Origin of the sequence: Paenibacillus sp. S29 (assembly GCF_049319765.1) — a bacterium.
Taxonomy (GTDB): domain Bacteria; phylum Bacillota; class Bacilli; order Paenibacillales; family Paenibacillaceae; genus Paenibacillus; species Paenibacillus polymyxa_B.
In genome coordinates this window covers 363,070-389,445 of sequence record NZ_JBMOUI010000005.1, presented here as the reverse complement: position 1 = coordinate 389,445, position 26,376 = coordinate 363,070, and the positions used below count along the sequence as shown (strand labels likewise).

23 protein-coding genes and 1 other annotated feature are annotated in these 26,376 nt (G+C 47.7%); all 23 genes read right to left on the bottom strand.

Annotated features, from left to right (window positions below):
* Window positions 1-112: 112 nt before the first annotated feature.
* Window positions 113-3,202 (bottom strand): isoleucine--tRNA ligase, encoded by a 3,090-nt coding sequence (gene ileS / locus ACL9RM_RS11570; protein WP_250268824.1) that lies wholly within the window; start codon window positions 3,200-3,202, stop codon window positions 113-115.
* A 79-nt stretch (window positions 3,203-3,281) separates the two neighbouring features.
* Window positions 3,282-3,560 (bottom strand) — a binding site (T-box leader).
* A gap of 162 nt (window positions 3,561-3,722) precedes the next feature.
* Window positions 3,723-4,232, bottom strand: coding sequence for a DivIVA domain-containing protein (locus tag ACL9RM_RS11565; protein WP_023989434.1), 510 nt, complete (start codon window positions 4,230-4,232; stop codon window positions 3,723-3,725).
* Window positions 4,233-4,404: 172 nt separating this feature from the next.
* Window positions 4,405-5,187, bottom strand: a complete 783-nt coding sequence (locus ACL9RM_RS11560; RefSeq protein ID WP_165178379.1) for an RNA-binding protein — start codon at window positions 5,185-5,187, stop codon at window positions 4,405-4,407.
* 8 nt (window positions 5,188-5,195) lie between these two features.
* Window positions 5,196-5,453, bottom strand: coding sequence for a YggT family protein (locus ACL9RM_RS11555; RefSeq protein WP_023989436.1), 258 nt, complete (start codon window positions 5,451-5,453; stop codon window positions 5,196-5,198).
* Window positions 5,454-5,460: 7 nt separating this feature from the next.
* On the bottom strand, window positions 5,461-5,913 hold the full coding sequence (locus ACL9RM_RS11550) for a cell division protein SepF (protein WP_013311078.1): 453 nt from the start codon (window positions 5,911-5,913) through the stop codon (window positions 5,461-5,463).
* Entirely contained in the window at window positions 5,904-6,605 is a 702-nt protein-coding gene (locus ACL9RM_RS11545; RefSeq protein ID WP_061828505.1) for a YggS family pyridoxal phosphate-dependent enzyme, read from the bottom strand. Before ACL9RM_RS11545 ends, ACL9RM_RS11550 begins: the two co-directional genes overlap by 10 nt.
* An 8-nt stretch (window positions 6,606-6,613) precedes the next feature.
* Window positions 6,614-7,498 (bottom strand): peptidoglycan editing factor PgeF, encoded by an 885-nt coding sequence (gene pgeF, locus ACL9RM_RS11540; RefSeq protein WP_061828506.1) that lies wholly within the window; start codon window positions 7,496-7,498, stop codon window positions 6,614-6,616.
* Between the two features lie 82 nt (window positions 7,499-7,580).
* Window positions 7,581-7,925, bottom strand: a complete 345-nt coding sequence (locus tag ACL9RM_RS11535) for a YlmC/YmxH family sporulation protein (RefSeq protein ID WP_196765424.1) — start codon at window positions 7,923-7,925, stop codon at window positions 7,581-7,583.
* A gap of 112 nt (window positions 7,926-8,037) precedes the next feature.
* The gene (gene sigG, locus ACL9RM_RS11530; protein WP_007431182.1) at window positions 8,038-8,820 is read right to left on the bottom strand and encodes an RNA polymerase sporulation sigma factor SigG; all 783 of its coding nucleotides are present in this window, start codon (window positions 8,818-8,820) and stop codon (window positions 8,038-8,040) included.
* A gap of 96 nt (window positions 8,821-8,916) precedes the next feature.
* Window positions 8,917-9,657, bottom strand: a complete 741-nt coding sequence (gene sigE, locus ACL9RM_RS11525; RefSeq protein ID WP_013311082.1) for an RNA polymerase sporulation sigma factor SigE — start codon at window positions 9,655-9,657, stop codon at window positions 8,917-8,919.
* A 106-nt stretch (window positions 9,658-9,763) separates the two neighbouring features.
* Complete coding sequence (gene spoIIGA, locus ACL9RM_RS11520) at window positions 9,764-10,750, bottom strand: sigma-E processing peptidase SpoIIGA (protein ID WP_061828508.1); 987 nt, start codon at window positions 10,748-10,750, stop codon at window positions 9,764-9,766.
* A gap of 188 nt (window positions 10,751-10,938) precedes the next feature.
* Window positions 10,939-12,063, bottom strand: coding sequence for a cell division protein FtsZ (gene ftsZ, locus ACL9RM_RS11515; protein WP_013311084.1), 1,125 nt, complete (start codon window positions 12,061-12,063; stop codon window positions 10,939-10,941).
* Window positions 12,064-12,130: 67 nt separating this feature from the next.
* A complete protein-coding gene (gene ftsA, locus ACL9RM_RS11510; RefSeq protein WP_250268825.1) occupies window positions 12,131-13,402 on the bottom strand; it encodes a cell division protein FtsA in 1,272 nt (423 codons plus the stop codon).
* A 199-nt stretch (window positions 13,403-13,601) separates the two neighbouring features.
* Entirely contained in the window at window positions 13,602-14,366 is a 765-nt protein-coding gene (locus tag ACL9RM_RS11505) for a cell division protein FtsQ/DivIB (RefSeq protein ID WP_061828510.1), read from the bottom strand.
* 56 nt (window positions 14,367-14,422) lie between these two features.
* The gene (gene murA / locus ACL9RM_RS11500; RefSeq protein ID WP_250268826.1) at window positions 14,423-15,733 is read right to left on the bottom strand and encodes a UDP-N-acetylglucosamine 1-carboxyvinyltransferase; all 1,311 of its coding nucleotides are present in this window, start codon (window positions 15,731-15,733) and stop codon (window positions 14,423-14,425) included.
* The gene (gene murB, locus ACL9RM_RS11495; protein WP_250268827.1) at window positions 15,723-16,628 is read right to left on the bottom strand and encodes a UDP-N-acetylmuramate dehydrogenase; all 906 of its coding nucleotides are present in this window, start codon (window positions 16,626-16,628) and stop codon (window positions 15,723-15,725) included. The genes murA and murB overlap by 11 nt, the downstream gene beginning before the upstream one ends.
* A 146-nt stretch (window positions 16,629-16,774) precedes the next feature.
* Window positions 16,775-17,884, bottom strand: a complete 1,110-nt coding sequence (gene murG / locus ACL9RM_RS11490; RefSeq protein WP_061828512.1) for an undecaprenyldiphospho-muramoylpentapeptide beta-N-acetylglucosaminyltransferase — start codon at window positions 17,882-17,884, stop codon at window positions 16,775-16,777.
* A 6-nt stretch (window positions 17,885-17,890) separates the two neighbouring features.
* Entirely contained in the window at window positions 17,891-18,988 is a 1,098-nt protein-coding gene (spoVE, locus tag ACL9RM_RS11485; protein ID WP_061828513.1) for a stage V sporulation protein E, read from the bottom strand.
* 49 nt (window positions 18,989-19,037) lie between these two features.
* The gene (murD, locus tag ACL9RM_RS11480; protein ID WP_250268828.1) at window positions 19,038-20,459 is read right to left on the bottom strand and encodes a UDP-N-acetylmuramoyl-L-alanine--D-glutamate ligase; all 1,422 of its coding nucleotides are present in this window, start codon (window positions 20,457-20,459) and stop codon (window positions 19,038-19,040) included.
* A 4-nt stretch (window positions 20,460-20,463) separates the two neighbouring features.
* Window positions 20,464-21,432, bottom strand: coding sequence for a phospho-N-acetylmuramoyl-pentapeptide-transferase (gene mraY, locus ACL9RM_RS11475; protein WP_013311092.1), 969 nt, complete (start codon window positions 21,430-21,432; stop codon window positions 20,464-20,466).
* A 22-nt stretch (window positions 21,433-21,454) separates the two neighbouring features.
* The gene (locus ACL9RM_RS11470) at window positions 21,455-22,858 is read right to left on the bottom strand and encodes a UDP-N-acetylmuramoyl-tripeptide--D-alanyl-D-alanine ligase (protein WP_235309863.1); all 1,404 of its coding nucleotides are present in this window, start codon (window positions 22,856-22,858) and stop codon (window positions 21,455-21,457) included.
* Window positions 22,858-24,345 (bottom strand): UDP-N-acetylmuramoyl-L-alanyl-D-glutamate--2,6-diaminopimelate ligase, encoded by a 1,488-nt coding sequence (locus ACL9RM_RS11465; RefSeq protein ID WP_250268829.1) that lies wholly within the window; start codon window positions 24,343-24,345, stop codon window positions 22,858-22,860. The genes ACL9RM_RS11470 and ACL9RM_RS11465 overlap by 1 nt, the downstream gene beginning before the upstream one ends.
* Before the next feature lie 55 nt (window positions 24,346-24,400).
* Entirely contained in the window at window positions 24,401-26,317 is a 1,917-nt protein-coding gene (locus tag ACL9RM_RS11460) for a stage V sporulation protein D (RefSeq protein ID WP_069289990.1), read from the bottom strand.
* Window positions 26,318-26,376 lie beyond the last annotated feature (59 nt).

The window sequence follows — 26,376 nt, the reverse complement described above, 5'->3', positions numbered from 1 at the left end:
CCCTGAACGCAGCAAACGAGCCGAAGCACGTAACGGAGAAAACCCGTTTCCGATGCTTAGGCTCGTTTTTATATGCTGCCTGTTATTGTATTATGGGACAGGGGGCTTGTAATTATTCCCCAATATGAACGCCGATGGTTTTACCGTTCACTTCCACATGTTCTGCCGGTTCGGCTTGACCAAATGTCACAGTAGTAACCAATACGTTCTCACGCAACACAGAGTCGAAGCTTTCGATGGCCAGACGCAGCTCATTATCTACATCCAACGTCAACGCCACATACTTTTCAATCGGAAGATCCAGTTTTTTACGATAATCCTGTACCGCACGAACCACTTCACGTACCCAGCCCTCTTGCTCCAGCTCCGGTGTAATGTCTGTGTTCAACGCTACCGTTAAGCCATAACCGGAAGCAGAAGCGAAGCCTTCTTTCGCTTTTTTCTCCACCAGCAATTCTTCGGCCGTAACTTGCAGTTCTTCACCTTCTGGAGAAGCGACGTTTAACACTCCTTTTTCTACAACAGAACGGGTATCCTCAGCAGACATTCCTTTGAAAAAGTTTTGTAGGAAACCGACATTTTTGCCGTATTTCTTGCCTGCTACTTTCAAATTCAGTTTCAGTGTAAAATCTACAAAGCCGCTATCGTCCGTCTCAACATGAATATGCTTCACGTTAATCTCATCTTTGATGATTTCCTCATAGCCACTCAGTTCAAAATCCTGATCCATGGACAGAATCAACTCGGACAACGGTTGACGCGTTTTCAAACCCGTTTCGTTGCGGACGTTACGAGCCAATTCGACGACACGGCGTGCCGTTTCCATATCTCGTTCCAGTTCCAGATCGATCAAGGATTCATTGGCAGTCGGATAATCATCTAGATGAACACTTTCCCCGTTGCTTAGGTTGAGGTAAATATCCTCTGCAAGCAGTGGTGTAAACGGCGCAAGCAGTTTGGCAGTCGTTAACAGCACTTCGGTCAGTGTACGGTATGCATCCAGCTTATCTTCTGTAAGACCATTGCCCCAGAATCGGTCGCGTGAACGACGGATATACCAGTTACTCAGCTCATCTACAAACGACTCAATCGCTTTGGATGAGTTCAGGAAGTCATTTACAGCCAGCGCTTTGTCCACTACCAAAATGAGGCTGTTCAGACGGGACAAAATCCAACGATCCAACTTATGAGCCGATGGTTTGAACGGATGCTGTGCCGGATCAAATCCGTCGATATCCGCATACAAGGTCAGAAAAGCGTGTGTATTGACAAGCGTATCGACCAGCTTCGATTTAGCCTCGCCTACAATGCCTTTGGAGAAACGTTTGCTATTCCATGGTGCACTATCGGACAGCAATGCCCAACGGAAAGCATCTGTACCGTACTCGTCAATCACTTCCCACGGATCAATAACATTGCCCTTGGATTTAGACATTTTCTGCCCTTGCTCATCCAGTACATGGCCTGTCGCCATGACAGCTTTATAAGGAGCTTTGCCAGTCAGCATAGTCGAAACCGCAAGCAAGCTATAGAACCAGCCACGAGTCTGGTCAATTCCTTCACAGATCATATCTGCCGGAAATTGCTGCTCAAACGTTTCATTATTCTCAAAAGGATAATGATGCTGCGCAAACGGCATGGAGCCGCTATCGAACCATACGTCGATTACTTCCGGTGTACGAGTCATTTCGTATTTACCGCATTGGCTACGAACCTTGATATCATCTACATATGGTTTGTGCAGCTCGATATCCGCTGGTACGTCGCCGATCGCACGTTCCCTCAACTCAGCAATACTATGCGGAGCGAACTGTTCTCCAGTTTCCTCACAAACCCAGATGTTTAGTGGTGTACCCCAATAGCGATCGCGACTGATGTTCCAATCCACCAGTTCCTCCAAAAACTTGCCAAAACGTCCTTCACGTATATGCCCCGGGTACCATTCGACTTCGCTGTTGTTGGCAATCAATTGATCCTTGATCGCAGTTGTTTTGATAAACCAGCTGTCCATAGCATAGTACAATAATGGAGTGTCGCAGCGCCAGCAGAACGGATAGCTATGCTCGTATTTTTCCTTGCTGTACAGCAAGCCTTTTTCGGACAGCATTTTAACAATATCTACATCACAGTCTTTAACAAAACGGCCTGCAAAATCAGTGATTTCCTCTACATAGTTACCTTGAAGATCCACCACGTTGATAAATTCAACACCATTTTCACGGCATACCCGGTAATCATCCTCACCATGCGCCGGAGCCATATGAACGATACCTGTACCGCTGGAGTCTGTTACGAACTTCGCACCCAGAATCTGATTACCCTTTTCAACCTGAAAATACGTAAATGGCGGGGTATACATTTGGCCAACCAGTTCTGAACCGGATAGCGTGCCAATCACTTCATGTTCGCCTTTAATTACGTCCTCAACCAGATTTTTAGCAACGATGTATACACCGTCTTCCTGCTTCACACGTGCATATTCCAGTTCAGGGTTGACGGCGAGCGCCACGTGACTCGGCAAGGTCCAAGGCGTTGTCGTCCAAGCCAGTACATATTCACCACTGCTATGCAGCTTGAATTTAGCCGTGGCGCTCAGATCCTTCACATCTTTGTAGCCCTGCGCTACTTCATGAGAACTTAGCGTCGTTTGACAATCCGGGCAATACGGACTCACACGATGACCACGATACAGCAGATCTTTTTCATGAATCGTCGCCAAAATGTTCCATACACTCTCGATATAGTTATTATCCAATGTAATGTACGGGTTATCGAGGTCTGTCCAATATCCGATTGCTTCGGTTAAATCACGCCATTGTTGCTCATACTCAAATACGCTCGCCTTACATTTTTTAATAAACTTTTCAACACCGTATTCTTCAATTTCAGGTTTGTGGGAGATTCCCAGCTGCTTTTGTACACCCAATTCTACCGGCAAGCCATGCGTGTCCCAGCCTGCCTTACGTACGACGCGGTATCCCTTCATTGTCTGATAGCGACCGACGAAATCCTTAATTACACGGCCCAGCACGTGACCGATATGCGGTTTACCGTTAGCTGTTGGTGGGCCTTCATAAAACACAAAATTTGGCTTTCCTTCACGATTTGTGATGGATTTACGGAATGTGTCCTCCTGCTTCCATTTGCTCAGGATGCGTAGGTCACGAGACCGTGCTTTTTCTTTAACATCCACTCTGTTCATACCGTCATACTCCCTCTCTGCTCATCATTGATTTCTCTAGCATTTCCTAAAAAAAGCAACAAAAAAAGCCCCATCCCTGTAAAGGGACGAGACTGTGCTCGCGTTACCACCCTGATTCCGTAAAAACAGACATTAAAAATACAGTCTCATCACGGCTCTCTGAGCCCCACTCAACTACAGCAGGGCGCCATTATAACGCATGGCAAACGGTGATTGCTTACACACGCCATAAATCTTAAGCGCTTCAGCTCACTTCTCCGGGAGGATCTTCGGTCATGTTCTGAACGTTGGCTTGCACCGGAAGGCCAACTCTCTGAGGGACAAATCATGACGTACTCGTTCCCATCAACGAATTAAACATGTTAAATTCATTGAAATCAGCAACATCGTTGCATTGAATAACAATCATCAGCCGACAGACGGATAATCATTGAATTCAGTATAGTATTTACAGTTATAGCCTGTTTAAAGATAAAAGTCAACCCTAACAAAGCCTGATAAAAGCTTGTCAGCAATGAAATTAGTAAATTTCTTTCATCTCACGCTCGCGCTCCAGTACTTCGCGTTCCCGGTTTTCAAGTGCTTCCCAGCCGTCTTGGCTTAACAAGTCAAGCTGTGCTTCCACCAGTGTACGAAACCGTGCTCGGTAAATCGAGGCCTGCTTCTTCAGTTCTTCAACCTCCAACGCAATCTTGCGGGATTTGGACAATGCTTCGTTCACAATACGGTCCGCATTTTTTTCCGCTTCCTTCACGATCAGTTGGGATTCTTTCTTGGCGTTGTTACGAACTTCATCAGCCGCTTCCTGCGCTACGATAATCGTCTTACTCAGCGTATCCTCAATCGTCGCGAAATGATCGAGCTTCTCCTGTACGTTCAACAACTCGGTGCTCAGTTCTTTATTTTCACGAATAACGCCCTCGTAATCTTTGATCACCTGATCCAAAAATTCATTAACCTGATCCTCATCATAACCGCGAAGCCGGCGGGCAAATTCCTTGTTATGTATATCCAATGGCGTTAATGGCATGCCGTCCACCTCCTATAAGATTGACAAAAAATACATTTTCCGCGTCACGACGCTCACTATCATCTATCGGTCATCATACCCCGTTTTGTGAATACTGTACAGAGCAAAATCGTTCCAGTTCTTCGCTATAGCTTAATTCTTTCGACAGAAAGCTCGTGATTCCTGCCTACAGCTATACAAACTTACCAATTTTGACACGGAATCTTCCCTTTTTTGTCATCCCGTCTGTTTCAAGCACTTTGAAACGCCCAAAACCCTGCATGGAAATAACGTCCCCCGCTTTAAGTGGAGTGGATGGATTCTCCTCCACCTTCCAATTTACCCGGCACCGCCCCGCCCGAATCGGTGTTAATATTTTACTTCGGCTTAGCTTGTACACGTCGCTGGCAATACCGTCTAGGCGCAAAGAAGCGACCGTCAGATCTAGCGCATCTAATGCAACTTCCTTTGTTCGCAGACTCGCTACAGGCAACAGTTCTGTCCATACATGAACACGATGTACCTGCTGTAAATGCATCGTCATAAAATCACCAATCTCTGAAGCTACCAATACATGGCACCCATCATCCAGTACATGAATGTCCCCGATTTTCCCACGTTTGATTCCAAGCCCCAGTAGGGCACCTAGATAATCACCGTGCTCAAGGGTACCTATTTTATGATCGTCAGATGTGATGGAAAGGACCTGAATCCCCATCTCCTCACCGTCCAAATACGAATAATCGGGCGCAATAAGCGCCCGCTTTCGTTCCGAAGCCATGTATCCGCCATCTAACCTAATCGTGACCTTATCTTCCTTCGAAGCAAGTGTCTCCAATATGTACTGTTGGCGCGGGTCCAAAAAATCAGTCAGCTTCTGCTCATGATAAGCTCCCGCATGACTGATCCATTCGGAAGCGCGATCCACATAGTCCCGTTCATCCGGGTGAAAATGCTCATAAATCTCAGTTCGCATAACTCCTCCTAGACGAAATTACCAATTAAAGAAATCAAGCCGTATGACGCAAAACGCAGAGCAATCAGCGCAACGATGGGCGAAATATCAATCATCCCGAAGATTGGCGGTATAAATCTGCGAAAAGGAGACAAATACGGCTCCACAAACTTGGCAAGTAAATCACCAATTACACTCTCTCTGGCATTAGGAAGCCAAGACAGCAGAACATATGCAATGATCATGTACGAATAAATCTGAAATAGCCAGTAAATTACCTCGATCAAGAAAAGTTCACCTCATTCTGTTAAGTTCTTGTTCAGTGTCAGCCAGTATTTCCGTAATAGAGCCTTGAATCTCAACCGTATCTGGTGTACACAGAAAAATATTATTCCCGACCTTGGAAATACCACCACCCAGTGCATACACAGTACCACTCAAAAAATCAATAATGCGCAGCGCCTGATCCTTGCGAATTCGTTGCAAATTAACTACGACGGTGCGATGGGAACGGATATGGTCGGCAATTTCCTGTGCTTCATCATAAGAACGCGGCTCATACAGGACAACTTTCACATTTTTCTGTGAATGGATGCTGACAACATTAGTGCCCTTCTGGTTCTTACGTTTATCAAAGCTTGGGGTTTCAATTTCTTGATCTTCCGGCGTATTCATAACCTCTCGCTCTATAACTTCCTCTTCTTCCTGAAGCCCCAGAAAGTTCATGAACTTATTCATTACGCCCAATGGAAATCCTCCTCTCGTCCGACCAGTACGGAACCAAGCCGCAGCCAGGTCGCTCCCTCTTCAACTGCCACTTCAAAATCATTGGACATCCCCATTGACAAGTGAACGATGGGTTCTCTGGTCAAGGCTTGTCCATTTAACGTATCCCGTAATTCACGCAATCCCCGAAACACAGGCCGAGTTTTTTCCGGGTCTTCTTCATGAGGAGCCATCGTCATCAAGCCAATCACGTCCACATGCTCTAACTCGCGAATTTGTTCCAAGAAGGGGGCAACCGCCTCAGAGGACAAGCCATATTTGGACATTTCTCCAGAAATATTGACTTGCACAAAAGCTTTAACTCGCAATCCCAGAGCGGCTGCTTTCTTGTCCAATTCCTGAGCGAGCGATAAGCGGTCAAGCGAATGTATAAATTTAAATTTTCCAATCACATCTTTAACCTTATTCGTTTGGAGATGGCCAATAAAATGCCACGTTCCCCGGTCACCCAACTTGCTCCATTTATCAGCAGCATCCTGCCAGCGATTTTCGCCCACATGCTCCAAGTTGCTATCCAATACAGATGTCATTGTCGCCGCCGAAACATATTTCGTGACAGCGATCACATTAACTTCATCACGCGAACGCCCGCTTCGGGCACATGCCGCTTCTACACGGGCATTCACTTCTTTAATTCGTTCCTCCAAAGACACGGGAGGACTCACCTCTCTTCCAGACCAATCCAACTCGCCATTCTTCCTGTGATGCCGCCTTCTTTGCGATATGAAAAAAACAAATCGCTACGGCTACTCGTGCATAAGGTAGTACATTCGATATGGCTCGGCAATATTCCTGCTTTCATCATAATGTGTCGATTGCATTGTTTCAAGTCAAGTAGTGTTTTTCCGTCGGTTAAGGGGAAGTAAACAGAACCTTCCCATTTATCATTACCCGGGCAATCATGCTCCAAAACCTGAATTTGACTCATCACGTACTCATCCACCTCATAGGATTCAGAACCAATAGAAGGACCAATAGCTGCTAGTATATCAGACGGCTGAGATCCATATTCGTTCTGCATGGTCTGTACCATTTTCAATGCAATTTCCGCAACGGTTCCCTTCCAGCCTGCATGCGCCAACCCAATCACACGGCGCACTGGATCACAAAAATATAATGGTACACAGTCTGCATAAAAGGATGTCAGCAAAATGCCAGGTACATTCGTCAAAAGTCCATCTGTGTCCTGAAAAGCGGATGCACGATCCCTAAAGCCCCGCCCGCGATCAGCAGCCTTGACGACAGCAACATGATGACCATGAACCTGCTCACCGCACGTCCATGCTTCAGCAGCAAAACCAAGCTGCTCAGCAATGAGCTGCCGATTACGAATGACTTTCTCGGGGTCATCCCCTACATGAAACGCACAGTTCAGACTAGCGTAGGGCACCTCACTGACACCGCCATGACGACCTGTAAAACCCGCTGTTAATCCCTGAACCTGTCGCTCCCAAGATTGAATATATAACAACTCCGGTACGGGACGTCCACCATCTTGCATTGGCTTTGCCCCCGTAGCCTCGGTATTCACTACAAATGGTTCCATTCATTCTCACCTCTACTGCCCAGTGTACCAAAAAGCCGCCGCCGTGTCTTCACAACACACTAAAATACGTAGATCTGCAAGTTCAGAAGCCCCTTCGATCACTCCGCTCTTGACGTTCGATATACAACTTTTCTTCCCCTTCACCCGGCGGCTCTTCCAATCCTTCCAGTCGTACAAGCACAACATCCGAACCAATTTTCACAATGTTGCGCCACGGAATGACCAACTCGCTTCCGCCTCCAAACCAGCCCATAAAACGACTGCTGCCTGGAACCACAATGGCTTCAATTTTCCCCTGCCGCACGTCAATCTCCAAATCACTGATTTGTCCGAGGCGTCGTCCATCTACAATGTTAATGACATCCTTGGTTTGAAACTCGGAAATTTTCATTGCTCTTACTGACGTTTCCGGTGCACTCACACGCATCACATCCTTTATTTCACTATATGAGCGGAAGAGCCCAAAAAATGTCCTGTAAACGCAAAAACGATCCGAGTAGGATCGTTTTTATCGCTGGATCATTCAAGCATTCATTTCATTAGGACTTTACATGTTTTTGCATTTGCTGTATAGCCGACTTCTCTAATCTTGAAACCTGGGCTTGAGAGATACCGATTTCGTCGGCAACCTCCATTTGCGTCTTTCCTTCATAAAAACGCATAGACAATATCATCTTTTCACGCTGGCCCAGGCGATGCATCGCTTCCCGCAGAGCGATTTCCTCAATCCATGAGACGTCTTTATTTCTGTCATCACTGATCTGATCCATCACATAGATTGGGTCGCCCCCGTCGTGATATATCGGCTCGAACAGCGAAACCGGATCCTGAATCGCATCCAACGCGAACACAACGTCTTCTTTAGGCACATTCAGTGCCTCTGAAATTTCAAAAATCGTTGGTTCCCGCGAGTTCAGATTCGTCAGACTGTCCCGCACCTGAAGCGCCTTATATGCAATATCCCGTAACGAACGAGACACACGGATCGGATTGTTATCCCGCAAATAACGGCGGATCTCTCCGATAATCATCGGCACCGCATAAGTGGAGAACTTTACGTTTTGCGAAAGGTCAAAATTATCAATCGCCTTCATTAGGCCGATACATCCTACCTGAAACAAATCGTCCACAAACTCTCCCCGATTGTTAAATCGTTGAATCACACTCAGGACGAGCCGGAGATTGCCGTTGACCAATTTTTCTCTGGCTGATCGTTCATTATTTTGCTGAAGTGATGTGAACAACTCGCGCATTTCTGCATTGGTTAATACCGGCAGTTTGGCGGTATCCACACCGCAAATTTCCACTTTATTTCGGGTCATCGTGTCTTACCTCCCAAGGAGCAACATTAATGTACATTATCTCCTGAGGGCATTTTTTTATTCGCCGTTTCCATCGCTTCCGGATATACCCATGCACTATACCATTTTATTAAATTCTTTTCGTAAGCGCTTTATAATCCGCTTTTCCAGACGCGAAATATACGATTGCGAGATACCCAACAGGTCAGCAACATCCTTCTGTGTCTTCTCCTCTCCGTCTTGTAAGCCGAAGCGCAACTCCATAATCAAACGCTCTCGATCCGTCAATTTATCCAGTGCCTTATGCAATAATTTACGGTCCACCTGCTCCTCAATATTACGGTAAATGGTATCATTTTCCGTGCCCATCACATCAGAAAGCAACAACTCATTACCATCCCAATCTATATTCAGAGGCTCATCAAAAGAAACTTCCGTTCTTGTTTTACTATTGCGACGCAAATACATCAGAATCTCATTCTCAATGCATCGAGAGGCGTATGTGGCAAGTTTGATTTTCTTCTCCGGATCAAAAGTGTTAACCGCTTTGATTAGTCCAATAGCACCGATGGATACGAGATCCTCAATGTTGATGCCCGTATTCTCAAATTTACGGGCAATATATACGACTAACCGCAAATTTCTTTCGATTAGCATCGACCGTACTGCCGCATCTCCAGAAGAAAGTTTTCCCAGCAAATATTCTTCTTCGTCTCTCGTCAGCGGTGGGGGGAGCGCCTCGCTGCCGCCAATATAATAAATTTCTTCACTTTTCAGTCCAAATAAAAATAAAATACGATAATATTGCAATTGCAATGCTAACCTAATTTTCATCTTCAATTTCATCTGTTCCCGCATATCATTCTCCCCCTTTTGAAAATAGTGCAATTCCAGCTGTGCTCCGCCCATTTCACCATTGGATATTTCTCGTCGCCTTCAAACATCATTTTGTGTTTATGCTCTGTCATCCTGATTCTGTAAAATGCTCACCAAAATGTGCATCTCGTTTCTGGTTGGTATCAGCACTGCCCTCTTCTTGTGCCGTCACATCCGGGTGGATGATGGCGCGATACTTACCCTCTGCCGACAATGTTCCCCCATCCAAGCCAATCAACACTCGATGATGTACAAAATGAACCCCATTCATCGCCACCTCTACCCGGTCTGGTTTAAGGGCCAGCATAAAGGAATGATTGCGGTTAATTCCACGATAGGGGACGAGACGAACACGATCCTGCCAACTAAACGATTCGTCCCCCAGTTCCATCACCAGTTGGTCAGCATTACCCTCAGAACATTTTCGGAGCCAGGAGGCGGGCAAATGCGATTCCCACAAGGCCGCCTCCATGACCATCACCGGGGTTCGGGTCAAAGGATCATAGAGCTGATTACCTGTATCCAACAGGCCTGTACACTCAATATGATCCTGCCCAATCCATACCTGCACTTGTCCCAAAAACCCACTCATCCTTTCTGTGCGCTGCTTTGAGGACTGCACAATACGAAAGAAAAGCATCACTCCGCCAAATGCGCATAAAATAAACCAGAATGCGATTTTGAGTTCAAAGGACATTCCACCCGAAGCGGTGTACCAGATGCCGTTAAACAATTCCCCCGTATTTTGGAGAAAATAATGCATCCCCAAAATGCCACCTGCAGCTACAAAATTGATCATGTAAAAAGCACCCATTGTACGAAGATACTTTTGCATGCTGCCAAATCCAAAAGCCACCAGCAGCATTATGACCGATAATGCCAGTTTGATCAGGAACGTAAATAAAAAGGACAGTTCCGGCACAAACATCATGACCACATACATTGCGCCGATTCCAGCTGAAGTCATCAACCTCCACCACACTGGACGGATTTTTCTCATCCAAGCGGTGACCATCAGCAACACAGCATCAATGAACAAATTGGCCAAAAAAATCAAGTCGATATAAACAACCAAGGCTTCACCCGCCCAGCGTTTGCAGGATAGGATTAAGTATAGTAGTCATGCTGTTCAAAGTCTGTCTAACGGTGGGGACGGTGACCGACTAATTTTGTCGGAAAGAGGAGAAGCGCCTGAACTACAGGATACGGAAAACAGAAAGAAGCCCGCATCTCCAGGGAGAATGCGGGCAATCCGAATTGAAACTAGTTATCGTTATTATTATTGCGCGAACGGTTACGTAAGAATGTAGGAATGTCTAATTGGTCACTGCTTTGAGTGTTACCAAATGGACGCAAGTTAGGAGAGCCTTTTTCCGCCGATTCGGAAGTGGCCGGGTTGGCTGCCGGTTTACGTCCCGGTGCCGGTTGACTTGGCTTGCCTTCAAAGCCAGTGGCAATGACAGTAACCTTGATCTCTTCTTTCAACTCTTCGTCAATGATAGCACCGAAAATCATGTTTACTTCCGGATCGGAAGCCGATGTTACAATTTCAGCTGCCTCATTAACCTCATACAAAGACAGGTTGTTGCCGCCAGTGATGTTCATAATCACACCACGAGCACCTTCAATGGATGTCTCCAACAACGGGCTCATGATAGCCTTGCGTGCTGCTTCAGCCGCACGATTTTCACCAGTTGCTTCGCCAATCCCCATCAATGCGGAGCCCCGCTCCGTCATGATCGTCTTAACGTCAGCAAAGTCGAGGTTGATTAGACCCGGTACAGCGATCAAATCTGAAATACCTTGAACCGCCTGACGCAGAACATTGTCTGCTTCACGGAATGCTTCCAACATTGGGGTTTTCTTGTCCACAATTTCAAGCAAACGGTCATTCGGGATTACAATCAAAGTGTCTACTTTTTCTTTTAATCCCTCAATACCAAGTTCAGCTTGATTGGAACGCTTACGCCCTTCAAACGTGAATGGTCGGGTTACCACGCCTACAGTCAGCGCGCCGCATTCCTTGGCAATTTCAGCAATGACAGGAGCCGCTCCGGTTCCAGTACCGCCACCCATTCCCGCCGTTACGAATACCATATCCGCACCTTTGAGCGTATTCATAATGAGCTCACGCGACTCTTCAGCCGCTTTTTTACCCACATCGGGGTTAGCGCCGGCACCCAGACCGCGGGTCAGCTTATCCCCAATTTGAAGCTTATGCTCAGACTTTGCTAAATGAAGTGCCTGGGCATCTGTATTGACTGTAATGAACTCCACACCCTGAACACCATTTTCGATCATTCGGTTAACCGCATTGCTGCCGCCGCCTCCGACGCCGATCACTTTAATTTGAGCCAAGCTCTCCATTTCAAAATCAAATTCCAACATACTATTCCATCTCCCCCTCAATGTGCATGGATGGCCCGTCCATGATTGGCATAATTAGCAATGAACGTTATATAAATTCACTGAACATATTTTTTAAGCGTTCAATCAACCCCTGCTTTTGCTCGCCTTCCGTGGCGGGACTACTGCTTTTGGTTCGGTTAGTCGGCTTCTTGGTACTTCCGCCACTGTTGCTAACACTAGTCGATCTTCCGCGATAGTAACGAATAGCATTATGCAAGATTCCAACTCCGCTCGTGTAGCCCGGATCCCTTACACCGATAAAATCAGGTACGGCGATCCTTACGGAAGCGGCCAGTTCGCTTTGTGCCACCTGAAGTACACCAGGCATGGAGACGGTGCCTCCGGTAAGTATATAACCTCCCGGAAGCTCTGTGTAACCCAAGCGCTTAACTTCCGCCTGAATGAGTTGAAAAATTTCCTGCACTCTCGGCTCAATAATAGCAGCCAAATCCTGCTGGTTGAATTCCTTATCCACATTACTGCCGATACGCGTCACTTTAAAGACGACATCGGCTGCCGCATCATCATACCATGCGCAGCCGTATTTAAGCTTTACTTTTTCGGCTTGATCGGTAAGGGTTCTCAGTCCGTAGGCAATATCATTGGTTACAAATTCTCCACCAATCGGAAGTGTTGATGTGGCAACAATCGTTCCTTCCTGGAAAATGGCAACATTCGTAGATCCTGCACCAATATCCACCAGCACTGAACCCATCACCTTTTCATCCTTCGAAAGAGACAATTGTCCGGCTCCAAGAGGCAGCAAGACCAGATCTTTAATCCTCAAGCCGGCTTTCTCAACGCAGCGCAACAGATTATGTATCGGGGTCTTGCCTCCAGTAACAATCGTGGCCTCTACTTCGAGACGAACTCCAATCATACCGCGAGGGTCCTGAATGCCTTCAAGGCCATCCACGACATACTGCTTGGCTACCACGTCAATAATTTCTCTCTCCGGTGGTACGGCAATAACCTCAGCTGCCTTCAGTACACGCTCAATGTCCTCCTCACCGATTTCACGGTCCTCGTTGGACACGGCTACTACGCCATGACTATTTTGCAGGCCAATATGATTGCCTGAAATCCCCACATACACTTCTGTTATTTGAATACCAACCATGCGTTCTGCGTGATCCACGGCGTTACGGATTGATTGCACGGTTTGATCAATGTCTACAATTGCACCTTTGCGAATCCCTTCCGAGTCGGCAGATCCAACTCCAATAATATTAAAGGTTCCATTATTCATTTCCCCAATAATAGCCCGAACTTTGGATGTACCGATGTCCAAACTAACAATGATGTCATTGTTGCTCAAGTCTGTGGCACCTCCTGACTCCAAAATGAATTTCGTTCTTTAAACACACTCTGTACATATTCAACATACTCCATGCTTTCCCTCTTTTTTCTACAAATTTTTTAGAAGCCAATTTATGGTTGCAGTCACATAAAAATTTGAAGAAAAAAGAAGGAGGCAAGTCTATTACCCATAAAATCAATTCTAGCATTTTTTCACATCACTGAGTAGTATCTTTTTCTTGACCCTCTTCACTCGTATCCGGTTTGAACGGAACGTAGGAATCCGCCTCCAACATGGTGATCAAACCTGGATCTTCTGTTTCTAGCACCTGGTTCAAATAGCTGATTTTAGAATTCAGTAGAGAAACAGTTGTAATAACCTCAAACTGGGAACGTGTGTACATTTTGATGCGATCCGGAAAAGAAGGAATCGGTGCGGGAATGATTTCCGAAATATCGGCTGTCCATTCCCCCGGAATGCGCGATAAAGCATCACACAGCTTCGCTTTGTACGGATCATCAGATTTCCATTTGGTCAAAATAGGCTTCTCAACAGCTATTCCGCTACTTCCCACGCTCACGCTTGTCCCATTCGCTAGAATAGCACGAAGGCTCCCGTCACTTTGCAACTCGTAAGCGACCGTAGCAAACTCTTTAATATGAATAGCAATAATACCCGGAAACTGCTTGTCCACTGTGACTTGCTGTATCGATTGAATTTCCCGCAGCTTCTCAGAGATGTCGGATGAACTGACTCCGAAATACTGGTCTCCAACAGCCAGACCACTTCGATTAAGAAGCTGATCTCGGGTCGAAAATACATTACCATCAAAACGAATTTCAGAAACCCGACTCAACGAAGAACGGAAAAAGAGAACAGCGAGCAGTACGATAAACAACAAAATGAGAAGAATAGCAATCTTCCGGCTTGTTCTTTTTTTCGTTCTGTTCTTTTTAAGAACAGGTATTTGAGCATTTGGCATAGCTTCTCTCCACAAAAGCCTTTTGTCCCCCCGTTAACGGAGGGACATTACAGGCATTAATTTACGAAATCCAGGTGCTCCGGCACCGGAGTCTGACGGCTCATTCGGGCACCCAGTCCCTGGAAAAGACGTTCGATCCGGTCATACCCTCTGTCAATATGATGAACCTGCTCGACAATAGTACGTCCTTGAGCCGCTAGACCCGCTATGACCAGCGCTGCCCCTGCCCGCAGATCGGTAGCCTCTACCGTAGCCCCGTACAGACGAGAAACTCCTCTTATAAAAGCAGCATTTGCATCAACCGTAATATCAGCACCCATTACATTTAGTTCATCCACATGTTTGAATCGGCTTTCGAAGACGGTCTCTTTCATGACGCTGAATCCGTCCGCCAAAGAAAGCAGAACCATGACCTGTGATTGCAAATCCGTCGGAAAAGACGGGTAAGGGGAGGTAACGATCCTCTCCACTGCTTTGGGACGACTCATACAACTTACGGTCATTATATCATTCAAGATGCCGATTTGAACACCAGCCCGCCTGAGGACGTGAATCAGAGCAGACAAGTGGGATGGATTGCAGTGGGTCAGCGACACACTTCCTCGTGTAGCTGCAGCTGCAATCATAACCGTTCCAGCTACTATGCGATCAGGAATGACCTCATACGTACACGGATTGAGGCGACTGACCCCCGTGATTGTAATCGTGTCGGTTCCAGCACCAATAATGCGGGCTCCCATGGCATTCAAGAAGTTTTGTAGATCCTGAATCTCCGGTTCCCTCGCTGCATTGGTGATCGTTGTTCGTCCTTCAGCCAACGCAGCGGCCATCATAATATTTTCCGTTGCACCTACACTCGGGAAATCCATGTGGATGTCCGAGCCGATTAGCTTGTGGGCTCGAAACGTAATTTGCTCGTCTTTTTCCTCTATCTCTGCGCCAAGAGCTTTTAAGCCCTCTAGGTGAAGATCAATTTTGCGCTCGCCTATGGCGCAGCCTCCGGGCTGGTAAATGGAAACTTCTCCATATCTGGCGAGCAGCGGTCCCATCAGAAATATAGATGAGCGCATTTGCTTCATCAAATCTTCCGGAATTTGGAACGTTCGGACGGACGACGTATCCACGTATACCGTTTCCTCTTCATGTCGGCATGTACAGCCGAGTCTTTCAAGGATGTGCAGCATGACCTTAATGTCTAAAAGATGGGGCACATTCCGAATTTCTACCTTACCTTGTGCAAGTAAGCTCGCTGCAAGAATAGGTAGTGCCGCATTTTTTGCCCCATGGATACGTATGGTGCCTGACAGGGGACGGCCTCCCTCAATCACCAATTTGTCCAATGTATCACCTCCGAGTTTACCGCTCACCCACTACGAAAACCTCCGGAACTAGCTTGATGCCGGTTTGAGATGATATTGTACTTTGAATATGCTTCATTAGGGTAAGCACGTCCTCTGCTGTCGCTTGACCGGTATTTACAATGAAATTGGCATGCTGTACAGATACCTCAGCGCCTCCCGCCTTCAAGCCCTTGAGACCTGCGCTCTCAATAAGACGAGCAGCATAGTCACCTGGAGGATTACGGAACACGCTTCCTGCACAAGCTAACTGTAGCGGCTGGGTCAGCCGACGGCGGTCTTTAAAAGCCGCAAGCGCTGATGAAATTTCCTCCCGATCGCCCCGCTTCATCCGAAACACTGCCTCTGTCACCATTCCACGTTGCTCATGCAACACGGAGTGACGATAGCTGAAATGCATATTGTCAGCATCGTACACAGCCAATTCCCCTGTATCCAGCACAATCTCAGCGGACTGGAATATTTGTGACACATCAGACCCATGGGCACCGGCGTTCATGTAGACAGCCCCACCGACTGATCCTGGGATACCACCAGCAAATTCAAGACCGGACAGGCCCTGCTTGCTGGCCATAACGCACAGTTTGACCAGTGAAACGCCTCCTCCAGCAACGATCTGTTCATCCTCAAAATGAACATAATCAAATCCTGGCCCCAGCTTGATCACAAGTCCCCGTATCCCTTTGTCAGAGACGAGCATGTTGGAGCCCCGCCCCAACTGCATCCAGGGAATTTCGTGCTCGCTAGCCAGCTTCAAAACTCTTGCCAGCTGCTCTTTGGTATCCGGGATGACAAGTGCATCCGCAGGGCCTCCAATCTTCCATGTCGTATATTTGGACAGCGGCTCATGCTCCAGCACTTTTCCGATATCATGCTCCGCTAATAATGGCATCCATTGCTGCATTGTACTGAAACCTCCTTGTTGCTTGCCCCGCATGGTTATAAGGCTCTCACCTGACAACCGGCAGCCTGAGTGATGGTCACAATCTATAGGGTATCCTATGTAAATACCATCCGGTGTGTGACAACCGCCCAATTCTGCGCTGCAGACTACCTTTTATGGGCAAGACGTTCCATTTCTTTTACTAAAATATCTGCTGAGTCAGGCTTGCCGAGCGCAGACGCCGACTCTGCCATGCGACTTCGTCGTGCCTCATCCTTCATAATTCCCGCTATAGATTGAAACAGGGCCGGGCCACTCAGTTCCTTTTCTACAATCATGACGGATGCGCCTGCCTTTTCAAGTGTACGAGCATTAGCCTCCTGATGGTTATTCGTCACATTAGGTGATGGGATCAGAATGGACGGAATGCCCAACGATGTGATCTCTGCCAAGAAGGACGCACCTGCGCGATTAACAATTAAAGAGGTACAAGCCAGCACCTCTGGCATATTGTGAATATAGGGAAGCACATGTAGATGATTGGGCAATGAGCCGATCTGATTCCGTATGCTATCCAGCGTTTGCTCATAATAAGATTCACCGGTTACATATACAAAATGGACGTCTTTCAGTTGCGAAAGTTGCGGAGCCATTGCAATCATGGCGTCATTAATGGCCTTCGCTCCCCTGCTGCCACCGACCACAAGGACGACCGAACTGTTCATCGGAACCCCAATTGTAGCAAATCCCCGATCCCGGTTAGCCAAACGAACTGTTGTAGCACGCGGGTTCCCAGTGTACAGTACATTTTTAGCTTTGGGGAAAGCTCCTTCTGAGCCTTCAAAGCTAACAGCCACTGTATCCACATAGCGACTCAGAAATGTATTAGTCAACCCTGGAATTGCATTTTGCTCATGAATAATGCTGGGAATTCCCAACTTGGAAGCTGCATAAACGACGGGTCCGCATACATATCCCCCAGTGCCAATAACGACATCTGGCTTAAATTTCTTTAATAATGCTTTGGATCTGCGAACCCCTTTGAAAAAGCGCATGATCGTTTTTATATTTTCCACAGACAAGCTGCGGCGAAATCCTGTGATATCAATAGCCTCAAATGGAATTTTTTCCTGAGGAACCAACTTACTTTCGAGTCCTCGTTGACCGCCAATATATAAAAATTCAGCGTCCGGATCAATCTCTTCGCACTGTCTGGCTACGGCTAGCGCCGGATAAATATGCCCTCCGGTGCCGCCGCCGCTCAACACGACGCGCATAAACGTTCACCTCGCATAACGTGATAAATTTAGTAAAATGCCCAGAGCTGTTAGCATTAAGGTCAGAGAAGAACCTCCATAGCTGATTAAGGGCAGTGTTATTCCTGTCACCGGCATTAAACCGATAACGACACCAATATTAATGACGACCTGTACGGCGACCATTGCGACAATACCCACCGCAAGCAAACTGCCATAGGTATCCGGAATAGTTATAGCGACACGCATTCCTCTCCATACGAGAACCAAAAAGAGCCCCAGCACCGTCATTCCACCGATAAAGCCAAGCTCCTCCGCCAAAATGGAAAAAATAAAATCAGTTTGCGGCTCAGGAACGTAACTATATTTTTGTCGACTCATGCCGAGTCCCAAGCCCGCCAGCCCGCCAGGACCAATCGCATACAGCGATTGAATAATTTGATAGCCTGCGCCAAGCGGATCGGACCAAGGGTCCAGAAAAGCGGTGATGCGCTGGAGTCGATAAGGCGCAGCTGCAATCAGTGCAGCAAACCCTGCTGCTCCCGACAAAGCCAGCAGACCGAGATGCTTCATACGCGCGCCTGCCGTAAATACGATGAGCATGGACGCTCCCATCATTACCGTGCCTGTGCCCAAATCGGGCTGGAGCATAATAAGCCCAAAAGCCAGTCCCATGAGTCCAAGCGGGGGCAACAGGCCGCGCGTAAAAGAGCTAATATCATAGTCAGGACGACTGAGCCAACGAGCGAGAAAAAGAATCATACCCAGCTTCATAAACTCGGAAGGCTGAATGCCGAAAGAGCTAATACCGAGCCAGCTTCGTGCCCCGCCTCTTACTACACCAATGCCGGGAATTAATACGGCAACCAGTAGCGCTAGACAGATCAACAACACGACCTTGGCATATTTCTGCCAGATCCGGTAGTCCGTTCTGGCAGTAAAGTACATCGCTACAAGGCCGAGCCCTGCAAACAGCAATTGCCGCTTTACAAAATAGTAGGAGTCCCCGTACTCGTGAAAAGCGAGGACGGCGCCCGCACTGTATACCATAACCATGCCGATGGCTAATAAGCTTACAATACAAACGAAAAGCCATAGATCCGGCGCTGGACGAGATTGCTTCATCAGGAGGCCACCCCTTGCATAAAAGTAGGGGCTTATCCAACCCCCCTACTTACAATTTATGCGCCGCCTCTTTAAAAATACGTCCACGCTCTTCATAGGATCGGAACATATCCCAGCTTGCACAGGCGGGTGAGAGTAATACTACATCTCCCGTCTCAGCAAATTCAGCAGCCTTGTTCACAGCCTCCACGAGCGTAGCGGCGGCATCCTCCCCATTATCGACGACCTTGACATGCTCTATTCCAGCCTGATGGGCCCGCTCAGCCAGCTTATGCCGTGTCTCACCCAAGAGCACAACGGCTTTCACACCTTCCTGCAAGGAAGGTACGAGCTCTGTATAATCAGAGCCGCGATCCAATCCTCCGGCAATGAGTACAATCGGTTGCTTAAAGGAAGATAAGGCCATCATTGTTGCTTTCGAATTGGTTGCTTTGGAATTATTGTAATAAGCTACACCAGCGTGTTCTAAAACATATTCGAGCCGATGTTCGACGCCGCGAAAAGTACTTAATGGTTCCGCCAAATTCGTTGGTTCTGCGCCTGCAGCAATGGCGATTGCGCAAGCAGCAAGAGCATTTTCTACGTTAAAACGACCCGGAAGTCCAATCTCAGCTACGCCTATAATGGGATGCAGCACACCATTTCCATCGCGGTATACGATGCTACGTTCAATATCATCCGTCACATCCGGTATGTATGGCGGGTCAGCGAACAACCCTTCCTGTAAACGTTCTGTCATAGAGAACGGAAGCAGCTTCGCTTTTATATAGGGTACGAGCTCCCGGCAGACGGGGTCATCCCAGTTCACCACCGCAGTATCCGCTGCCGTTTGATTGGCAAATAGACGCGCCTTGGATGCAACGTAGTCCTCCATGCCTCCGTGGTAGTCCAAATGGGTCTCAGCTACATTGAGCAGGCAGGCCACAGTGGGCTTGAAATCTTTTGTTCCTTTTAACTGAAAGCTGCTCAGCTCCACAACCATCCACTCGTCCGACTTGGCATCCACAGCCGCCTCACATACGGGCGTACCGATATTACCAGCCACGATTGGATTCATGCCGGATGCTTCCAACAGCTTGCCTACCCAAGTGGTCGTGGTCGTCTTTCCGTTGGAGCCAGTAATTCCGATGATCGGAGCTTTACATAGATGGTAGGCGACCTCAACCTCGGTCACGACCTCAATGCCGAGCTCGACAGCTTTCTGTACGGGAGGGGCCGTATAAGGAATCCCTGGATTTTTGACAACCAGCTTCACTCCAGGATGAATTAGCCCCTCTGGGTGACCCCCGCATAAAACGGAAATTCCCAAAGCCTCTAATTCAGAAGCTTCGGGACATTGTTCCCTATCTTTTTTATCATTGACTGTCAGCTTGGCTCCGGCCTCGTGCAGCACCTTGGCAACTTGCACGCCGCTTTTAGCCAGACCGATAATGACGACTTCCTGATCTCTGTATGCGTCTGGATGGTTCATTTGTCTACAACCCCTTGTTGAGATAAAGTCCGAGTCCTGCCAACAGCAGTCCTACAGCCCAGAATGTAATGACTACGCGCCATTCGGACCAGCCGGACAGCTCGAAATGATGATGAATCGGGCTCATTTTGAAAATACGCTTGCCACGTGTTTTAAAGGAAGCTACTTGCAAGACTACGGACAGCATTTCAATTACGAATACACCACCGATAATGAGGAACAAAATTTCGCTTTTCGTAACGATGGCAATGGCACCTATGGCGCCTCCGATTCCCAGCGAGCCTGTATCACCCATAAACACCTTGGCAGGATGAGCATTATATACAAGAAATCCGAGTACAGCGCCAATCATAGCCGCTGAGCATACTGCTGCCGGAAGCGAGGTCGCCTGAATCGCGACAATGGCATAAGCAGCAAAGGCAATGGCACTTGTACCGGACAGCAGCCCGTCCAGCCCATCCGTGAAATTGACAGCATTGCTAATCGCCAGCATCATGATAATGATGAACGGATAATAAAACCAGCCGCCCCAATCAAATGACCATGACGTTCCAGGGATGCCGATCGCAGTACTATGATCATTGCTAAGCAGAAGCCAGCACATAATTGCGCCGAACAATAATTGCCCAAACAGCTTTTGACGCGCCGTCAGACCTAACGAGCGTTTGAATACAATTTTGATATAGTCGTCCAAAAAGCCGATCAGCCCAAAACCGAGCGTAGCAACCAACAGAACGTAAAAGTCCGTATTTTTGATAGCTGAAAACTTAAGAAAGGTCAGCGTAAAAGCCACCAGAATCACGATACCGCCCATTGTAGGCGTACCTATCTTTTTAAGATGGCTTTGTGGCCCGTCATCCCGGACCTGCTGGCCGAATTTCATTCGCCGCAGCAGCGGAATGAGCAGTGGAGCGGCAATGACCGCCAGTATAAACGATACGACGATCGTCAGCAGTAATAATTGAATATCCATGGGAGTCTCCCTCTCGTCAACATCAGTTCTGTAGCGGACCGTTTTTCAGCGCATCCACAATTTCTTCTAGTCGCATCCCTCTGGATGCCTTAACCAGCACAATATCATTGGCGTGGAGATGAACCTGCAAATGCTGGATCAGCTCTTGCTTATCTGTATAAGCGTGCACGTTAGCAGTTGGCATCAACCCTTGCGCACCCTGCGCAATCGAAGTGCCTAACGCACCGTAGGTATACAGTACCTCTACGTCGTGCTTTGCCGCGAAAATTCCAATCTCCTCATGGAATTGCTTTTCCTCAGGTCCCAGCTCCAGCATGTCACCAAGCACCGCGACTTTACGTCCGTCCGTTTTATACGCAGACAACGTCTGAATGGCAGCCTTCATTGAAGCCGGGCTGGCATTATAAGCGTCGTTTAGCACGGTAAGTCCATTAGGACAGTTCACGACCTCAATGCGCATGCCCGTCAGTTTTAAAGACGACAACCCTTTACGTATATGGTCTGCATCGACATTGAAATGACGCGCTACCGCCAGTGCTGCCAAACCATTTACAACATTGTGCTGTCCAAGCAAGGGAAGCCGGAAAGCCTCTTTGCCAGATTGGGCTGTTATGAATAAGCTACCTTCTCCATCCGAAGTGATTTCAGTCGGATAGTCATCGTTGCCTGTAGCTAGCCCGAACGTAAACAATTTTAAACCTTCAGGCTTGACCGTTTCAGACTCCGCCAACACTTGTGAAAGCAGTGGTTCATCCCCATTGTAGATCAGCAAGCCACCAGGCTTAAGGCCACTTGTAATCTCCAACTTTGCACGAGCGATTTCCGTTCGAGAACCAAGCTGCAGCAAGTGCGATTCGCCTATGTTCGTTATGATAGCTACATCTGGTTGGGCGATATTAGCCAGCAGACGAATCTCTCCGCGCCCACTCATGCCCATCTCCAGAATGAGAATATCTGTATCCTGCGGCATGGACAGTACCGTTAAAGGCAAACCGATATGATTGTTATAATTCCCTTCGGTTTTGTGTACTTTAAAAGTCGTGCCCAGCAGAGCGTTTACGATGTCTTTCGTTGTCGTCTTGCCGTTGCTTCCCGTGATCCCAACGACAGAAACGCCAATTTCGCGTAAGTATGCAGCTGCTAGATGCTGAAGGGCTTCTAACGTATCCTCTACCTCAATAGCGTTCTCAGCCGGAGGTGCTCCATGGTCCTTTTGCCATAAAAATGCAGCTGCACCTGCCTCGCTTACGATCTGCTGCACATAATTATGTCCATCAAACCGTTCGCCCACGAGTGGAACAAACAACCCTTGGCTCTGCGGCCTGCGAGAATCTGTAAAAACGCCTTCGACCATCTGTTCGGCGTCCGCTTCTCCGTGAAGTGTTCCTCCACACATAGATGCAATCTGACCGATTGTTCTTTTCATCACTTGGATAAACCCCTTATCGCTTCTTTGGCTACGATGCGGTCATCGAATTCATGCACCGTTTTTCCGATCAACTGGTAAGTCTCATGACCTTTTCCCGCAATCAATACTACATCGTCAGGGCTTGCCATTTCAACAGCTTTATGAATTGCAGTTCTGCGATCCACGATCAATTCATATCGTTCTGCGGGTACACCTTCGTCAATCAGCCCTTGTTCGATGTCTTTCAAAATCACTTTCGGGTCCTCTGTTCGCGGATTATCGGAAGTAATAAACGAATGATCGCTGTAACGCGCAGCAATTTTCCCCATCAACGGACGTTTCGTACGATCCCGGTCACCGCCGCATCCAAATACACACCATACTTTACCAACCGCAAATTCCTTTACGGTGCGAAGGACATTTTCCAATCCGTCCGGTGTATGGGCATAATCTACAATAACAGCAAAGGGCTGACCCGCATCTACAGGCTCTACCCGCCCATCTACGCCTGCGATAGACTCTAGACTGTGCTTGATATCCACTAGCGAGATTCCTTCCAGCAAAGCAGCGGTAATGGCCGCCAGTGCGTTGTACACATTGAACTTGCCCACCATTCGAAGCTCAATATCGGTATCTCCTTTAAAAGTAGACACATGGAAGGAGGTTCCCTTGGAACCTATAGTGATACGAGATGCCTGCACATCAGACTCCTTTTCTACGCCGTATGTAATCACTTGGGCCGCAGTTTGAGCCTGCAAATAGGAAGAAGCCGGATCGTCTGCATTCAGAACAGCATATTTGCTATCTGATGCATCCCGCGAGAAAGCATTTCCCAACCTAGAGAACAAAAGTCCTTTTGCAGCACGGTACTCCTCCATTGTGTTGTGGTAGTCCAGGTGGTCCTGCGTCAGGTTTGTAAATATAGCAGTGCGAAAATCAGTTCCTTTGACGCGGCCCTGCTCCAACGCATGTGAGGATACTTCCATGACACAGCATTGAACCCCCTGCTCTGCCATATTTCCGAGATAACGTTGCAGTTCCACCGCTTCGGGCGTAGTACCAGACATTGGGTAAGACTGACCCCCGTAACGCATTTGAATCGTACCAATCAGTCCGGTGTTCACCCCGGCATCCTTCATGATCTTTTCAATCAGATAAGTTATCGTTGTTTTACCGTTAGTTCCGGTTATGCCGATCATGCGCATGCGTCGGCTCGGTGAATCAAACATATAATCCGCCAAAACCGCCATGGCATGTCGTGCATCCTTAACTACAAGCTGCGGAACAGGTACATCCAGTTCCCGTTCAACGACCAAAGCTGCCGCCCCGGACGCAATTGCCTGCTCAGCATAGTCATGTCCGTCCACTGTAAAACCTGGCAAACATAGAAATAAATCTCCCTGTTGCACTCGACGTGAATCCGCCCCGATTCCTCGGCAATCCACTGTACCGTCACCCACAACACGGGAGACGGCCAGCAGTGAAGCCAATTGTTGAAGCTGCATCTTTCATTCCTCCATTGCTCTCTCGTTATTCATAGTATGGTATAAAATGAACCTATCAATCCCCCATGTAAATACGGATCGTTGATCCCCGCTCCAATCTGGAGCCCGGCTTCGGCGCCTGACTCACGACCGTCTTGCCTGACCCAGATTTCACGAGCATAAAGTTCATATTCATATCTTCGTACAAATCAGCTGCAGTAGCACCTACCAGATCAGGTACCGTTTCGATCGGATTTTCTCCATACTTGTACTCTTTGGCAATTTGATTGGTGCGAGGCGGTATTTTCAAGGCAATCAGCGCGTCCTTTAAAATATTTTGCACGATTGGCGCAGCAACCACCCCGCCAAATTGAATGCCCTTCGGGTTATCGACAGCGGTATAGACGACGATTTGCGGATCATCCGCCGGTGCAAAACCAATAAAGGATACAATATGCTCCGAGGAAGAATAACGCCCGTTAATCACCTTTTGTGCTGTCCCCGTTTTACCTCCCACCCGGTAGCCTTCAATGAAAGCAGGACGACCTGTACCTTTAGCAACGACGCTTTCCAGCGCTTCCCTTACTTGTCGGGAGGTTTCCTCTGAAATAACCCTACGTACCAGTTCTGGCTCTACTTTTTCCAGCACTTTTCCGGTTCCCGGCTGAACCCAACCTTTTGTAATGTGAGGCTTATAAAGATTACCGCCATTAATTGCCGCTGATACAGCCGTAACCTGCTGGATCGGAGTAACAGACACCCCTTGACCAAAAGCGGTTGTCGCCAGCTCTACAGGACCGACCTGAGGTAGTTTGAACAAAATACCGTTGCCCTCACCAATCATGTCGATCCCCGTTTTGCTGCCGAAGCCAAAATTGCGAATGTATTTGAACAGTGTTTCTTTACCTAATCGCTGCCCCAATGTTACAAAACCGGGGTTGCAAGAATTCTCCACCACTTGAAGGAAAGTTTGGCTTCCATGTCCGCCTTTCTTCCAGCAACGCAGTCGTGCTCCACCGACTTCAATATATCCCGGATCAAAAAAACGGTCATTTTTGAGATTGACCTTCTTTTCTTCCAAGGCAGCCGCCAGTGTAATAATTTTGAAAGTAGACCCAGGTTCATATGTCATCCAGATAGGCAGATTTCGATTATAGATTTCAGGCGCATATTGCTTGTATTGCGCTGGCTCATAGCTTGGTCGTCCAGCCATACCTAATATTTCACCCGTCTTAGGGTTCATAGCTATAGACAATGCGGACTTCGCCTGAAATTTGACCATAGCTTGGTCAAGCTCCCGTTCCATAATGGACTGCACAGACTTATCAATGGTTAATTGTAAATTCAGTCCATCCTTCGGTTCAATGTATTTTTCAGAAGAACCAGGCATTAGACGACCACCTGCATCCGATAAATACGCAATGCTTCCGTCGATTCCCCGAAGCTTACTGTTTTGCTGCTTCTCTACGCCTGTCAGCCCTTGATTATCAATTCCTGTAAACCCAAGAATATGAGCCGCTAGATCACCATAAGGATAATAACGTTTGTTGTCTTCAGCAACAACGATACCCGGCAGCTTCAAATCACGAATTTGCTGCGCTTTCTCCATCGTAATTTTTCGTCCGCCGGGCTGAAGTTTTTGGCTTGCTGTTCGTTTGGTAATCAGCTTGAGCACTTTATCCTCACTCATATCCAGCAAGGGTGCCAGCCTGCGTGCCGTTTCTTCCGGCTTCTTAATTTGTACTGGTATCGCCATGACTGTCGGCGAACTGACATTATAGGTCAGCGCCGTACCCTGCCGATCCAAAATTTCGCCACGCTTGGCGGCAAATGGAATATTGCGGCGCCACGAATCCTCAGCCTTGGCCGAGAGCTCGCCTCCTTTACCCAATTGAACATAGGCGAGCCGGATCGACAAGGCCGCAAACAGTACAAACAATCCCATTAGCCCCCATACCAGCCTCCGCCGCATGGTCACGTTAGATTTTTTCAAACGTGCTCCCTCCGTTCCTCAAATACTCATGACATGTCTTACCTCATGAATATTCAAAA